11 protein-coding genes are annotated in these 13,204 nt (G+C 71.8%); 3 read left to right on the forward strand and 8 right to left on the reverse strand.

The features are described 5' to 3' along the window. Positions 1-788: 788 nt before the first annotated feature. The 4 genes from uvrC to rsgA form a co-directional block, all read right to left on the reverse strand. The gene (gene uvrC / locus ACFY1S_RS28705) at positions 789-2,777 is read right to left on the reverse strand and encodes an excinuclease ABC subunit UvrC (protein ID WP_387123963.1); all 1,989 of its coding nucleotides are present in this window, start codon (positions 2,775-2,777) and stop codon (positions 789-791) included. 111 nt (positions 2,778-2,888) lie between these two features. Continuing rightward, positions 2,889-3,371 carry a Rieske (2Fe-2S) protein gene (locus tag ACFY1S_RS28710; RefSeq protein ID WP_354829679.1) on the reverse strand — a complete coding sequence of 161 codons (483 nt, stop codon included), beginning with the start codon at positions 3,369-3,371 and terminating at the stop codon, positions 2,889-2,891. A 168-nt stretch (positions 3,372-3,539) separates the two neighbouring features. Further along, positions 3,540-6,485, reverse strand: coding sequence for an excinuclease ABC subunit UvrA (gene uvrA, locus ACFY1S_RS28715; RefSeq protein ID WP_387123965.1), 2,946 nt, complete (start codon positions 6,483-6,485; stop codon positions 3,540-3,542). Positions 6,486-6,677: 192 nt separating this feature from the next. Then, positions 6,678-7,748, reverse strand: a complete 1,071-nt coding sequence (rsgA, locus tag ACFY1S_RS28720) for a ribosome small subunit-dependent GTPase A (protein WP_387123967.1) — start codon at positions 7,746-7,748, stop codon at positions 6,678-6,680. 179 nt (positions 7,749-7,927) lie between these two features. Here rsgA and ACFY1S_RS28725 point away from each other — a divergent pair, with 179 nt between their 5' ends. Beyond that, positions 7,928-8,644 carry a maleylpyruvate isomerase family mycothiol-dependent enzyme gene (locus ACFY1S_RS28725; RefSeq protein WP_387123969.1) on the forward strand — a complete coding sequence of 239 codons (717 nt, stop codon included), beginning with the start codon at positions 7,928-7,930 and terminating at the stop codon, positions 8,642-8,644. A gap of 7 nt (positions 8,645-8,651) precedes the next feature. Next, on the forward strand, positions 8,652-9,305 hold the full coding sequence (locus tag ACFY1S_RS28730; RefSeq protein ID WP_387123971.1) for an MBL fold metallo-hydrolase: 654 nt from the start codon (positions 8,652-8,654) through the stop codon (positions 9,303-9,305). Between the two features lie 150 nt (positions 9,306-9,455). On the opposite strand, the gene ACFY1S_RS28735 is transcribed toward ACFY1S_RS28730, so the two are convergent. Further along, on the reverse strand, positions 9,456-10,064 hold the full coding sequence (locus ACFY1S_RS28735; protein ID WP_387123973.1) for a DedA family protein: 609 nt from the start codon (positions 10,062-10,064) through the stop codon (positions 9,456-9,458). Positions 10,065-10,165: 101 nt separating this feature from the next. Further along, the gene (locus ACFY1S_RS28740) at positions 10,166-10,849 is read right to left on the reverse strand and encodes a class I SAM-dependent methyltransferase (RefSeq protein WP_387123975.1); all 684 of its coding nucleotides are present in this window, start codon (positions 10,847-10,849) and stop codon (positions 10,166-10,168) included. A 193-nt stretch (positions 10,850-11,042) separates the two neighbouring features. Between ACFY1S_RS28740 and ACFY1S_RS28745 the strand changes: the two genes are divergently transcribed. Beyond that, complete coding sequence (locus ACFY1S_RS28745) at positions 11,043-11,246, forward strand: cold-shock protein (RefSeq protein WP_007072071.1); 204 nt, start codon at positions 11,043-11,045, stop codon at positions 11,244-11,246. 49 nt (positions 11,247-11,295) lie between these two features. On the opposite strand, the gene ACFY1S_RS28750 is transcribed toward ACFY1S_RS28745, so the two are convergent. Next, positions 11,296-12,576 carry an MFS transporter gene (locus ACFY1S_RS28750; RefSeq protein ID WP_387123977.1) on the reverse strand — a complete coding sequence of 427 codons (1,281 nt, stop codon included), beginning with the start codon at positions 12,574-12,576 and terminating at the stop codon, positions 11,296-11,298. Further along, positions 12,573-13,148 (reverse strand): ArsR/SmtB family transcription factor, encoded by a 576-nt coding sequence (locus ACFY1S_RS28755; RefSeq protein WP_387123978.1) that lies wholly within the window; start codon positions 13,146-13,148, stop codon positions 12,573-12,575. The genes ACFY1S_RS28750 and ACFY1S_RS28755 overlap by 4 nt, the downstream gene beginning before the upstream one ends. Positions 13,149-13,204: the final 56 nt, after the last annotated feature.

The raw sequence follows: 13,204 nt of genomic DNA on the forward strand, positions 1-13,204 counted from the left end.
GGTCCGGCGATGGCGCCACCGGTGAACGCGAGGCCAGCGGCGGTCAGAGCGGTCTTACGGATCAGATCGGTACGCATGATGGCGTGCTCCTCTGCATGTCGGGGGTGTCCGCACGGCACGTCACAAGGGGGGTGCGGCGAGCGTGCGGGAAAGTCTCGCGACAAACGCCGGCGATCCTCGGGGGGACCTGCTCGGGCGTTGCGGGGGATGTAACCGGGGCGGCCCGGCGGATGTTCCCGGCCGGTGCGCCCCCGCCTGACGACCCGAAAGTCGCGGTGGCATGCCAGGTATAACGACCCCGCCCGGCCCACGATTCCGCCGCCCGGGTGGCACCGACCACGGGACACTGACACCCAGACTCGACAGCGCCCACCACAGGCGGACCCGCCGAACCGGACATCGCACCCGAATCCCCGGGCGCGGTCAATCCACGATGCGCGCACTTTCCGGGAACTTGCTGCCTCAGAACGCGGCGAGGCAGCAAGTTCCCCGAAGCTGCGCGGATCTTAACCCGGGTGGCGGGCAGCGGGTCGGCGGGGCTGCCGGGGGCCGGGCGGCGCGGTGGGCCGGGCGGCGCGGCGGGCGGCGCGGTGGGCGGCGGGCGGCGCGGTGGGCGGCGGGCGGCGGGCGATACCGGACGCCGTCACCGGGATGCCAGGGACGCCGCGGAGCTCCAAGATCACGCTGGATCCAGGAAAAAGGCCCCATCCGGTGCCGATGAGGCCACTACAACCTGGATCGAGCACGATCATGCGTGCCGCGACTTGCCGCCGAGGGGCGCGCGGGCGTCAGGTGTTGGGGGTCGCGTCCGCGCTCTCGTCGGTCTTCGTGTCGTTGTCGAGGGCGGCCAGGATCGCCTCGGCGGTGCGCCGGCCCAGCCCGGGCACCTCGGTGATCTCGTCGACGGTGGCGGCGGAGAGCCGCTTGAGCGACCCGAAGTGCCGCAGCAGTGCCTTGCGCCGCACCTCGCCCAGGCCTGGTACGTGGTCCAGTGCCGATTCGGTCATCCGCTTGGAGCGGCGTTGCCGGTGGAAGGTGATGGCGAAGCGGTGCGCCTCGTCGCGAATCCGTTGCAGCAGGTAGAGCCCTTCGGAGGTGCGGGGCAGGATGACCGGGAACTCGTCGTCGGGGAGCCACACCTCCTCCAGTCGCTTGGCCAGCCCGCACAGCGCGACGTCGTCGATGCCCAGGTCGGCGAGGGCCTGCGCGGCGGCCGCGACCTGCGGTGCACCGCCGTCGACGACCACCAGCTGTGGCGGGTACGCGAACTTCCGCGGCCGGCCGGTGGTCGGATCGATCAGCACGCCGACCTGCGGCTCAGCCGCGTCATCCGGGGTGACCGGGTCGTCGGCCGACTCGACGCCCACCTCGCCCGTCTCCGCCCGTGCGTCCAGGTAGCGGGCAAAGCGACGGCGCAGCACCTCGGACATCGCGGAGAGGTCGTCGGTGGCGCCACGGACGATGAACCGCCGGTACTCGCTCTTGCGGGGCAGCCCGTCCTCGAAGACCACCATGCTGGCCACCACGTCGGTGCCCTGGATCTGGGAGATGTCGAAGCACTCGATGCGCAGCGGCGAGGTGCGCATGCCCAGCGCCTCGCTGATCTCGTCCAGGGCCTTGCCCCGAGTGGTGAGGTCACCGGACCGCTTGAGCTTGTGCCGGGCCAGCGCGTCCTTGGCGTTGCGCTCGACCGTCTCCATCAGGGCGCGCTTGTCGCCGCGTTGCGGCACCCGCAGCGACACCCGGCTGCCCCGGTGGGTGGTGAGCCACTCTGCGAGTGCGTCGGCGTCGGCGGGCAGCTCGGGCACCAGCAGCTCCCGGGGCACGTCGGCCTCGCCGTGTTCACCGCCGTACACCTGGGTGCAGAAGTGGTGCACCAGGTCGCCGGTGGTCAGGTCCTCGGTCTTCTCCACCACCCAGCCGCGCTGCCCCCGGACCCGGCCGTCGCGGACGTGGAAGACCTGCACGGCCGCCTCGAGCGGGTCGTCCGCGAACGCGACCACGTCGGCGTCGGTGCCGTCACCGAGCACCACTGTCTGCTTCTCCATGGCGCGGCGCAGCGCGGCCACGTCGTCGCGCAGTTTGGCGGCCCGCTCGAACTCCAGCTGCTCGCTCGCCTCGGTCATCTCGCGCTCGATCTTGCGGACCATGGTGTCGGTGCGTCCGGCCATGAAGTCGCAGAACCCGTCCACGATCGCGCGGTGTTCGTCGGCCGAGACGGTGCCGACGCACGGCGCCGAGCACTTGCCGATGTAGCCGAGCAGGCAGGGACGGCCGACCTGGCCGGCCCGCTTGAACACCCCGGCTGAGCACGTGCGGGCGGGGAACACCCGCAGCAGCAGGTCGAGGGTCTCCCGGATGGCCCAGGCGTGCGAGTACGGACCGAAGTAGCGCACCCCCTTGCGCTTGGCGCCGCGCATCACCTGGAGCCGGGGGTATTCCTCGTTGAGGGTCACCGCCAGATAGGGGTACGACTTGTCGTCGCGGTATCGGACGTTGAACCGGGGATCGTACTGCTTGATCCAGGTGAACTCCTGCTGGAGCGCCTCGACCTCGGTGCCGACGGTGATCCAGTCCACCGACTCGGCGGTGGTGACCATCTGCCGGGTGCGCTCGTGCAGGTTCCAGATGTCGCCGAAGTAGGAGTTGAGCCGGCTGCGCAGGTTTCTCGCCTTACCGACGTAGATCACCCGGCCGGTACCGTCGCGGAAGCGGTAGACCCCCGGTAGCTCCGGGATGGTGCCGGGTGCGGGGCGGTAGGTCGAGGGGTCAGCCACGTCAGCAAGCCTAGTCCGCGCCCCCGACAGGCCACCGCAACCACTTGATCGACTCGGGTTCCCGCAGGACGTGTCGACCCGGTGGCGGCGTACTGCCGGGGGCGCGGCCGGTCAGGCGAGGGAGATCTGGTCGCCGGTGACCTTGATGTCCTTCGGCGGCAGGGGCTTGGTGGCCGGGCCGGCCTTCACCGAGCCGTCCTCGATCGAGAACTTGCTGCCGTGGCAGGTGCAGTTGATGGTCCCGCCGTCGACGTTCGTCACCGGGCAGTTCTGGTGCGTACAGATCGGGCTGAAGCCCTTGAACTGACCGGCGGTGGGCTGGGTGATCACCACGCCCTCGGCGGCGAGGACCTTGCCACCGCCGACCGGGATGTCGTTCGTGGTGGCCAGCGACTGGGCATTCTGCCTGTCGCCGCCGCCCGCGTCGCCGGTGCTTGGCACGGCCGGGCCGCCGCTGGTCGGGGCGGCGCCCTCACCACCGTCGTCGCTGCCGCAGGCGGCCAGGACGACGGCCGCGCCGACCGCCCCGACGCCGGTGAGCAGGGCCCGACGGGTCTGCGTACCCGGACCGGTCAGCGCCTGATCGTCACTCATGCCTCGCCTCTCTCTAGCCCACTGCGCCGCGTCGGAAGCCGGCCACACTTCTTCACACGGGCAACTGTGCCGGATGGTTCACCGTGCCGCCTGTCCGACCCGGGAAATGCGGACGGGGCGGGCCCGACCGGACCCGCCCCGTTCAAAACTGACGATGCCCGACCGGGGTCAGCGCGCGGCGGCTGGCACCTTGCGGCTGGCCCGCGCTTTCGTCACACCGTTGGCCTTGGCGGCTCGTGTGGTGGCGGCTGCCGCGCCCTTGGCCTCGCCGTCGAGCTTGAGCACCTGGCGCAGGAACTGACCGGTGTGGCTCTCGGCCACCTCGGCCACCTCCTCAGGGGTGCCTGTGGCGAGCACCGTGCCGCCCCGGTGACCACCCTCGGGACCCATGTCGATAAGCCAGTCGGCCGTCTTGATCACGTCGAGGTTGTGCTCGATGGTGATCACCGTGTTGCCCTTGTCCACCAGACCCTCGAGCACCATCAGCAGCTTGCGGATGTCCTCGAAGTGCAGACCTGTGGTCGGCTCGTCGAGCACGTAGACCGTCCGCCCGGTGGAACGCTTCTGCAGCTCGGACGCGAGCTTCACCCGCTGCGCCTCGCCGCCGGAGAGGGTCGGCGCCGGCTGGCCGAGACGTACGTAGCCCAGGCCCACGTCGACAAGGGTCTTGAGGTGCCGGTGGATGGCCGGGATGGCGGAGAAGAACTCGGCGGCCTCCTCGATCGGCATCTCCAGCACGTCCGAGACGGTCTTGCCCTTGTAGTGCACCTCGAGGGTCTCCCGGTTGTACCTGGCGCCCTTGCAGACCTCGCAGGGGACGTACACGTCGGGCAGGAAGTTCATCTCGATCTTGATGGTGCCGTCGCCGGAGCACGCCTCGCAGCGACCGCCCTTGACGTTGAACGAGAACCGCCCGGGCCCGTACCCCCGCACCTTGGCCTCGGTGGTCTCGGCGAAGAGCTTGCGGACGTGGTCCCAGACACCGGTGTAGGTGGCCGGGTTGGAGCGGGGCGTCCGGCCGATCGGCGACTGGTCCACCCCGACGACCTTGTCCACGTGCTCCAGACCGGAGACCCGGGTGTGCCGGCCCGGCACCAGCCGGGCGCCGTTGATCTGGTTGGCCAGGACCGCGTAGAGGATGTCGTTGACAAGCGTCGACTTGCCCGAGCCGCTGACGCCTGTGACGGCGATCAGCTGACCCAGCGGGAACCCGACTGTCAGGTTGCGCAGGTTGTGCTCCCGCGCCCCGTGCACCACCAGCTCGCGGGACGCGTCCTGCGGGCGACGCGACGTCGGCGTCGGGATCGACCGCTTCCCGGACAGGTACGCCCCGGTGATCGACTCCTTGTTCTTCAGCAGCGCCGGCACCGAGCCGCTGTGCACGATCTTGCCGCCGTGCTCACCCGCGCCGGGCCCGATGTCGACGATCCAGTCGGCGGTACGGATCGTGTCCTCGTCGTGCTCGACCACGATCAGCGTGTTGCCGAGCCCGCGCAGCCGGATCAGGGTCTCGATGAGCCGGTGGTTGTCGCGCTGGTGCAGGCCGATCGACGGCTCGTCGAGCACGTAGAGCACGCCCACCAGGCCGGAGCCGATCTGGGTGGCCAGCCGGATGCGCTGCGCCTCGCCGCCGGACAGGGTGCCGGCCGGCCGGTCCAGGGACAGGTAGTCCAGGCCGACGTCGAGCAGGAACCGCAGCCGGGCGTTGATCTCCTTGAGGACCCGCTCGGCGATCATCTTCTGCCGGTCGGTCAGCTCGATGCCGGCGAGCAGGTCGGCGCACTCCCCCACGGACAGGTTGCAGACCTCGGCGATGCTCTTGCCGGCGAGGGTGACGGCGAGCACCTCGGGCTTGAGCCGGGCGCCGCCGCACGCCGCGCACGGCACGTCGCGCATGTAGCCCTCGTACTTGTCGCGGGACCACTCGGACTCGGTGTCGGAGTGCCGGCGCTCGATCCACTGCACCACACCCTCGAAGCCGGTGTAGTAGGAGCGCTCACGGCCGTACTTGTTGCGGTAGCGCACGTGCACCTGGTCGTCGGAGCCGTGCAGGATCGTCTTCTGCGCCCGCGCCGGCAGCGCCCGCCACGGGGTGTCGACGTCGAAGTGCTGCGCCTCGCCGAGCGCCTCCAGCAGGCGCAGGAAGTATTCCAGGTTGTGCCCGGTGGACCAGGGCTGGATGGCGCCCTCGCGCAGGGAACGCTCCGGGTCGGGGACCAGCAGCTCCGGGTCGACCTCCTTCTTGGTGCCCAGGCCTGTGCACTCCGGGCAGGCGCCGTACGGCGCGTTGAAGGAGAAGACCCGGGGCTCGAGATCCTCGATGGCGAGCGGGTGGTCGTTGGGGCAGGCGAGGTGCTCGGAGTAGCGGCGCTCGCGGTCCGGGTCGTCCTCCGGCAGGTCGACGAAGTCGAGCAGCACCAGGCCGCTGGACAGGCCCAGCGCGGCCTCGACCGAGTCGGTGAGCCGTTGCTTGGCGCTCGGCTTCACGGTGAGCCTGTCGATCACCACCTCGATCGTGTGCTTCTCCTGCTTCTTGAGCTTCGGCGGCTCGGTCAGCGGGTGCACCACGCCGTCGACGCGGGCGCGGGCGTAGCCCTTGGCCTGCAACTCGGCGAAGAGGTCGACGTACTCGCCCTTGCGGCCGCGGATGACCGGGGCGAGCACCATGAACTTGGTGCCCTCGGCCATCGCGAGGACCCGGTCGACGATCTGCTGCGGGCTCTGCCGGGAGATCCGCTCGCCGCAGACCGGGCAGTGCGGCTCGCCGATGCGGGCGTACAGCAGGCGCAGGTAGTCGTAGACCTCGGTGATGGTGCCCACTGTCGACCGCGGGTTACGCGAGGTGGACTTCTGGTCGATCGAGACGGCCGGGCTCAGCCCCTCGATGAAGTCGACGTCGGGCTTGTCCATCTGACCGAGGAACTGCCGGGCGTACGACGAGAGCGACTCGACGTAGCGGCGCTGCCCCTCGGCGAAGATCGTGTCGAAGGCCAGGCTCGACTTGCCCGACCCGGACAGCCCGGTGAACACGATGAGCGCGTCCCGGGGCAGGTCGAGACTGACGTCACGCAGGTTGTGCTCGCGCGCGCCACGGATGATCAGTCGGTCGGCCACGGTGCGTGTACTCCCGGGAGAAGACGAAGCGGAGGATCTGTCCCGCTCTGGAGTGATTCGGAGCGGTCGTGCGGGCGCGGAGAACGCGCCTCGGCAACTCTAGCCCCGAGGTACGACAGTTTCCCCCGCCCGCACATTCCCCCAGCTCAGCCCGGTCGGCCGCGCCCCGCGAGCCCTCACCACGCGCCGGGGTCAGTAGCCCCCGGGCGCCGGTGGCCGGGCCGCTCGCCGTCGGGCCGAACGCCATCCGCCACGCCGCTCGGCGGCGAGCCGCGCCTCGCGGCGTCGACTCTCGTGCGCCACCTCACCCTGCAGCCGCCGCCAGCTCTCCCACCGCCGGGTGGAGAGCTCACCACTGCGCAGCGCATCCCGGACGGCGCACGCGGGCTCGCCGCCGTGCCCGCAGTCGGCGTATCGGCAGCCCTGCGCCAACCCGGCGATGTCGGCGAACGCCCGGTCGAGCCCGGCCACGCCGTCGAGCAGGCCGACCGCCCGTACGCCGGGCGTGTCGATCACCGCCCCGCCGCCGGGGATCGGTACGAGTGCCCGCCAGGTGGTGGTGTGCCGCCCCTTGCCGTCCACCCGCCGGATCGCCTGCGTCGGCATCATCACCGCGCCGGCGAGGGCGTTGACCAGGCTCGACTTGCCGGCGCCGGACGGCCCGAGCAGGCCGAGGGTGCGCCCCGGCGCCACCTCGTCGCGCAGCCGGTCGAGCCCGGCGCCGGCCTCGGCGCTGACCGGAAGCACCGGCACCCCGGGGGCGACAGCGGCGAGCTGCCGGGCCAGCGCGGCCGGGTCGGCCGCGAGGTCGGCCTTGGTCAGCACGACAAGCGGCCGCGCCCCGGACTCGTACACCAGGGAGAGCAGTCGCTCGATCCGGCCGACGTCCGGCTCCGGGTGCACCGGCTCGACGACGGCGGCCGTGTCGAGGTTGGTGGCGAGCACCTGGCCGCTGGCGTCCTTGCCGGCGGTACGGCGGACCAGCGCGGTCCGTCGCGGCAGCACCGCCTCCATGGTGACCCGGCCGTCGGGCCAGTGGCCGAGCAGCACCCAGTCGCCCGCGCAGGGCAGCGCGGAGGGGTCCCGGGCGGCGGCGGCCAGCACCGTCCCGCCCAGGCTGGCCCGGACCGGGCCGGACGCGGTGAGCACCGTGCAGACCCCCCGGTCCGCCCGGGCCACCCGGCCCGGTCGGTACTCGTCGCGGGTGGCGGCGTACGCCGCGCGCTCGGCGTCCCAGCCGAGGGCGGTCAGGTCGATCGTCATGGCATCCTCATCGGTGTCGAAGCTGGTGATGGCGGTACACGCGTGCCACGTCCGGCATGATCACCACCTCCGTCCGACGTCCCGGTGCCGCATCTGCCGCTGACGGTAGGTCGCGCGCCGACGCGCCGAAAGCGATTTCCCCGGCGACTGTGTGACCGGATCACCGTTAGGGTCTACGGGTGACCACGGATCCGCTGCTGCTGATGGGTGAGGTGGACGCCGCCACCGATCGGTTGCTGCGCACCGCGGCCTCCCTCGACGCCGCCGACCTGGCGGGCGCCTCGCTGCTGCCGGGCTGGACGCGGGGGCACGTGCTGGCCCACCTGGCGCGCAACGCCGACGGCTTCGTCAACCTGCTCACCTCGGCCCGCACCGGCGAGCCGGTGCCGATGTACGCCTCCCCGGCGGCCCGTACGACGGACATCGAGTCCGGCTCGGGCCGGCCACCCGCCGCGCAGCTGGACGACCTGCGGCGGACCGCTGACCTGTTCGCCGAGGCGGTCGCGGCCATGCCTGTCGAGGCGTGGGCGGCGACGGTGCAGGCACGGCGGGGCCCGTGGCCGGCCGCTCTGCTCGTCTGGGGCCGTCTGCGGGAGATCGAGGTGCACCATCTCGATCTGGCCGCCGGTTACGGCGCCGCCGACTGGTCGGAGGCGTTCACCCACCGACTGCTGCGGGAGGCCGCCAGTCATCACGCGACGGGGGCGGCACCGCCGTCGCTGGTGCTCCGCGTCGACGGGAGCCGGCACGAGGTGGTCATCGGCGGCCGGGCCGACGCCCCTGTCGTCTCCGGTTCCGCCCCCGACCTGGCCGCCTGGCTGATCGGCCGTGGCGGCGGCGACACGCTCTCCGTCACCCCCGACGGTCCCCTGCCCACTCCACCGGAATGGATATAGAAACCTCATGACCTACAGCGGAGATGTCACCCAGGGTGGCGCGCCGGCGGTACGAGAGCTGGACGGGCTCACGATCAGCAAGCTGTCGGTGGGTCCGATGGACAACAACGCCTACCTGCTGCGCTGCACGGGCACCGGCGACCAGGTGCTGATCGACGCCGCCAACGAGGCGCCCCGGCTGCTGGAGCTGATCGGTGACGGTGGGCTGACCGCGGTGGTGACCACCCACCAGCACATGGACCACTGGGTGGCGCTGGAGGAGGTGGTGGCCAAGACCGGCGCGCGGGCGCTCGTGCACGCCGACGACGCGGAGGGGCTGCCGATCGAGGCGGAGCGGCTCGCCGACGGCGACACCGTGCCGGTCGGCGACTGCGCGTTGGAGGTCATCCACATCAAGGGGCACACCCCGGGCTCGATCGCGCTGCTCTACCGCGATCCGGCCGGCACCCCGCACCTCTTCACCGGCGACAGCCTCTTTCCCGGCGGGGTCGGCAACACCGACAAGGACCCGGAGCGCTTCGCCGCGCTGATCGACGACGTCGAGCACAAGGTGTTCGACAAGCTTCCGGACGACACCTGGTTCTACCCCGGCCACGGCAGGGACAGCACCCTGGGAGCCGAGCGCCCGGCCCTGCCCCAGTGGAAGGCCCGCGGCTGGTAACCGATTGACAAGATCAACACCCCGGTCGGTAGGTCGCGGAACCACCGGACGAGCCGCCACCACGACGGGGCGGGGGCCTGCCGTGCCCGGCGCAGGGATCAAGCCTGACCGCCCGGAGCCGGGCACGGCAGGCCCCCGCCAACCAGAGACTCAGCCAGCGACAGCGAACAACCGACGCCGAGCCCCCAGCAGCACGACCGAGGCCAGCACCAGACCCACCCCCATCGTGACCAGCAGGGGGCTGGGCTCGCCGGGGAGCAGGCCGGCCAGGGACCGCGACGCGGTGCCCAGCGCGAGGTAGAGACCGGCCCAGGCGGCGGCGCCGACGGTCGCGCAGCCGAGGAACCTGCGGTACGACATGCGCAGTCCACCGGCGGCCAGCGGCAGCAGAGCGTTGAACACCGGCAGGAACGGCGCGACGACCATCATCCGGCCACCGCCGCGACGCAGGATCCCTTCCGCCGCGCTCCAGCGGGCCTCGCCGATCCAGTCGCCGACCCGGCTGCGCCGCAGCCGCTCGGCGTACCGGCGGCCGACGAGGAAACTCAGCGACCAGCCGGCGAGACACCCGGCGAGCACGGCGGCGAAGGTGGCGAGCCCGGTGGTGGGACGGCCCACCCCGACCGCGGCGAGGATCGCCACGTCGCCGGGGATGAGGACGCCCAGCAGCGGTACGGCGTCGAAGAGCATGACGACCCCGAGCGCCCCCATCAGCAGCAGGATGGGCAGCTCTCCGACCTGGGCAAGCCATTGCGTCATGTCCCGTACGCTATGGCCGGCGGGCCACCGTGGACATCCGGTCGCGTCCCCCAGCGTCCCCTGGTATCGGCCTCGGGGTCGCCCCTGAGGTGGCCTCGGCCTCAGGCCGGTCGCAGCACCAGCACCTGGCGTAGTGACGAGTCGACAGACGGTTCGGTGGTGGGCACCGGGTAGTCGGCAAGCACCGTCAGGCGGTCCTCGGGCAGGTGCCCCCGGTCGGGGTCGCCGACCAGGACCTCGGCACCGCCGGCGGCGGCCCGTTGCAGGAACGGCAGCACCCGCTCGGCCAGGGCGCGACTGTAGAAGACGTCTCCGGCGACCACCAGGTCGGCCTCCGCGCCGGCCTGGTCGAGCAGGTCGTCCCCGGTGGTGTCGACGTTCACCTGGTTGACCCGGGCGTTGATGGTGACGGCGGCCACGGCGTACGGGTCGATGTCGTTGGCGACCACCCGTGCGGCGCCGGACAGCGCGGCGGCGATGGCCACCAGGCCCGATCCGGCGGCGAGGTCGAGCACCCGCCGGCCGGCGGCGAGCTCGGGATGGTCCAGCAAATGGCGGGCCAGGGCCTGACCGCCGGCCCAGACGGAGGCCCAGTAGGGCGGCGGGAGGGCGTGCCCGGCGGCAGCCTCCATCCGTGCCCACCAGACGATCGCGTCTTCGGCGAGGTGCAGCCGTACCTCCGGGACGAAGGGGGTGGGCACGAGCCGGAGCCGGTCCAGCCCGTCGCCGGGAGCGTCGATCTCGCGCTCCAGCACGGACAGCGCGGCGGCTGTGGCACCCTTCATCGGCGCAAGCATGCCCCAGCGGAGGGTCGGCGGGGCGTGTTTCACGTGCCGCCGCGCAGAGTTCACCCGACTTCGCACAAAGACCTACGGCACTTCGGCCGGCGGATCCGGGGTTTGCCCGTTACTGTCGAACAGGTACGGGCGATCATCGGTCAACGGCCGAGGGTCAGCCGCTTTGAACAGGGAGAGATGCATGGCAACCGGCACGGTTAAGTGGTTCAACTCGGAAAAGGGCTTCGGCTTCATCGAGCAGGATGGTGGAGGGCCGGACGTGTTCGTCCACTACTCCGCCATCGCGACGAGCGGCTACCGGGAGCTCAACGAGGGCCAGAAGGTCGAGTTCGAGGTGACCCAGGGGCAGAAGGGTCCGCAGGCGGACAACGTCCGCCCGATGTAGCTCCGTGCCGGTGACGGCGGCCGGGTCTCCGGCCGCCGTCGCAGCGCACTCAAGACGCCGCCGGGGCGGCGGGCAGGTCCCGCCGCCGCCGGAGCGGTCCGATCAACAGAATCATCGGCGTCAAGGCCAGCCAGGTGGTCATCACCGTGATCGCTGTGCCGACGCCGTAGCGCGCGCCGACCGCACCGGCGAGCAGGGCCGCCAGTGGGATGGCGCCGAAGTTGAGCAGATGCATGCTCACTGTCACGCGGCCGAGCAGGTGGTGCGGGGTGTACGTCTGCCGGAAGGCGCCCTTGACCACGTTGCCGACGGCCACCCCGAGGCCGATCAGCACGCCGCCGAGCGCGGGCCAGATCAGGCCCACACCGGGTGCGGCCAGGGGGATGAGCAGCGCGGGCGGGCCGGTCAGGGCCGCCCCGATCAGCATGGCCCGTGCGGTGCCGAAGCGCCGCGCCAGTGTGGTGGCCAGCAGCGCGCCGACGATCCCTCCGACACTCATGACCGCGACCAGGGCACCCACCATGCCGGGCGCGAGTCGCAGCTCGCGGACCAGGAAGACCACCAGAACGGCCTGGTAGCCGGTCAGTCCGATGTTGCTGGCCGCACCGAAGACCGTGAGCACCCGCAGGTACGGGTCGCGGATGACGAAGCGCAGCCCTTCGGCGATGTCGCGGCGCAGCGACCGGGAACGGTCGGTACGGCCCGTGCGGGGTTCGACGGTGCGGATGCGCAGCAGGAGGGCCGCGGAGAGCAGGAAGCTGACGGCGTCCAGCAGCAGCGCGGCGACAGCCCCGGTGAGCTGGGCGATCAGGCCGGCGAGACCCGGCCCGACGACGTAGCTGACGGTCTGGGTTGCCTGGAGCTTCGCGTTGCCCTCGGGCAGTTGCTCGGGGCGCAGCACGACGGGCAGGTAGACCTGGTTGGCGGTTTCGAAGAAGACCCGCGCGGCGCCGGCGCCGAGTGCGACGAGCAGCAGGTGCCCGACGGTGAGCCGATCGAGCGCGGCGGCCAGGGGCACGCTGAGGAAGGCCAACGCGCACAGCAGGTCGCAGATCACCATCACCGGCCGGCGTGGCAGCCGGTCCACCCACGCCCCTGCGGGGAGTCCGATCAGCAGCCACGGTAGCCAGGCCGCGGCGGTGAGCACCGCCACCTGAAAGGTGCCGGCGTCGAGGACGGCCACTGCGACAAGTGGCAGTGCGACGGTGGTGACGTTGCTGCCAATGCTGCTGACGGTCTGGGCTGCCCAGAGCAGCCGGAAGTCCCGGTGCCGCAGCAGCCCGCCGCGCGCTGGGGCGCGACGGAGGGCGGCGCCGGTGGTCGCGGTCACGGCCGGGCCGGGACGCCGTGGGCGAACACGAACACGGGCTGGCGGTCGCGGCCGTCGTCGGGCAGCGGACGCTCGGCCCAGCGGGCCAGCAGATCGATCATTTCGCGGCTCAGTTCGGCCAGTTCCTCAGGGGTGAGGTGCATCCACTTGTCGGTGGAGAACGGGCCGTCGTGCCAGGCGGCCTGCGTCGGCTCGTCGGCGGCGTGCCAGGCGCGGGCGAGGGCGACGTGCCTGTCGAGGTTGAGCGAGGTGGCCGCGTCGGCGACGGCTCGGGCGCCGGGGTCGCCGTCGAAGTCGCTGTTGGACCAGCGCACTCCCCTGGTGACGAGCCGCCACCACCGTTCACGTCGATCGCGGGCCAGCTCGGGGGCCTCGGTGACCAGTTCACCGGCGGCGAGGACCTTGAGGTGGTGGCTGACGTTCGCGGGCGCCTGGTCGGTGCGGTCGGCGAGCATCCCGACCGTGGACGGGCCGTGGACCTTGAGGACGTCCATGAGCCGGCGGCGCAGCGGGTGGGCCATCGCCGCGAGGACCCGCGAGTCGGTGACCTGGCGCACGTCCGGGCTCTCCATGCGGTCAGTCTGACATCCGCAACAACTCTTGCGCAATAGGTTTTGCCCAAGAGTTG

The organism is Micromonospora sp. NPDC000663 (assembly GCF_042898105.1).
In the GTDB taxonomy this organism is placed as follows: Bacteria; Actinomycetota; Actinomycetes; order Mycobacteriales; family Micromonosporaceae; genus Micromonospora.

What these genes read in the sequence shown, in the direction of transcription:
- ACFY1S_RS28710 (WP_354829679.1), bottom strand. Translation starts at nt 3,371, where the DNA reads ATGAGTGACGATCAGGCGCTGACCGGTCCGGGTACGCAGACCCGTCGG.
- rsgA (WP_387123967.1), bottom strand. Translation starts at nt 7,748, where the DNA reads ATGACGATCGACCTGACCGCCCTCGGCTGGGACGCCGAGCGCGCGGCG.
- ACFY1S_RS28730 (WP_387123971.1), top strand. Translation starts at nt 8,652, where the DNA reads ATGACCTACAGCGGAGATGTCACCCAGGGTGGCGCGCCGGCGGTACGA.
- ACFY1S_RS28735 (WP_387123973.1), bottom strand. Translation starts at nt 10,064, where the DNA reads ATGACGCAATGGCTTGCCCAGGTCGGAGAGCTGCCCATCCTGCTGCTG.
- ACFY1S_RS28740 (WP_387123975.1), bottom strand. Translation starts at nt 10,849, where the DNA reads ATGAAGGGTGCCACAGCCGCCGCGCTGTCCGTGCTGGAGCGCGAGATC.
- ACFY1S_RS28745 (WP_007072071.1), top strand. Translation starts at nt 11,043, where the DNA reads ATGGCAACCGGCACGGTTAAGTGGTTCAACTCGGAAAAGGGCTTCGGC.
- ACFY1S_RS28755 (WP_387123978.1), bottom strand. Translation starts at nt 13,148, where the DNA reads ATGGAGAGCCCGGACGTGCGCCAGGTCACCGACTCGCGGGTCCTCGCG.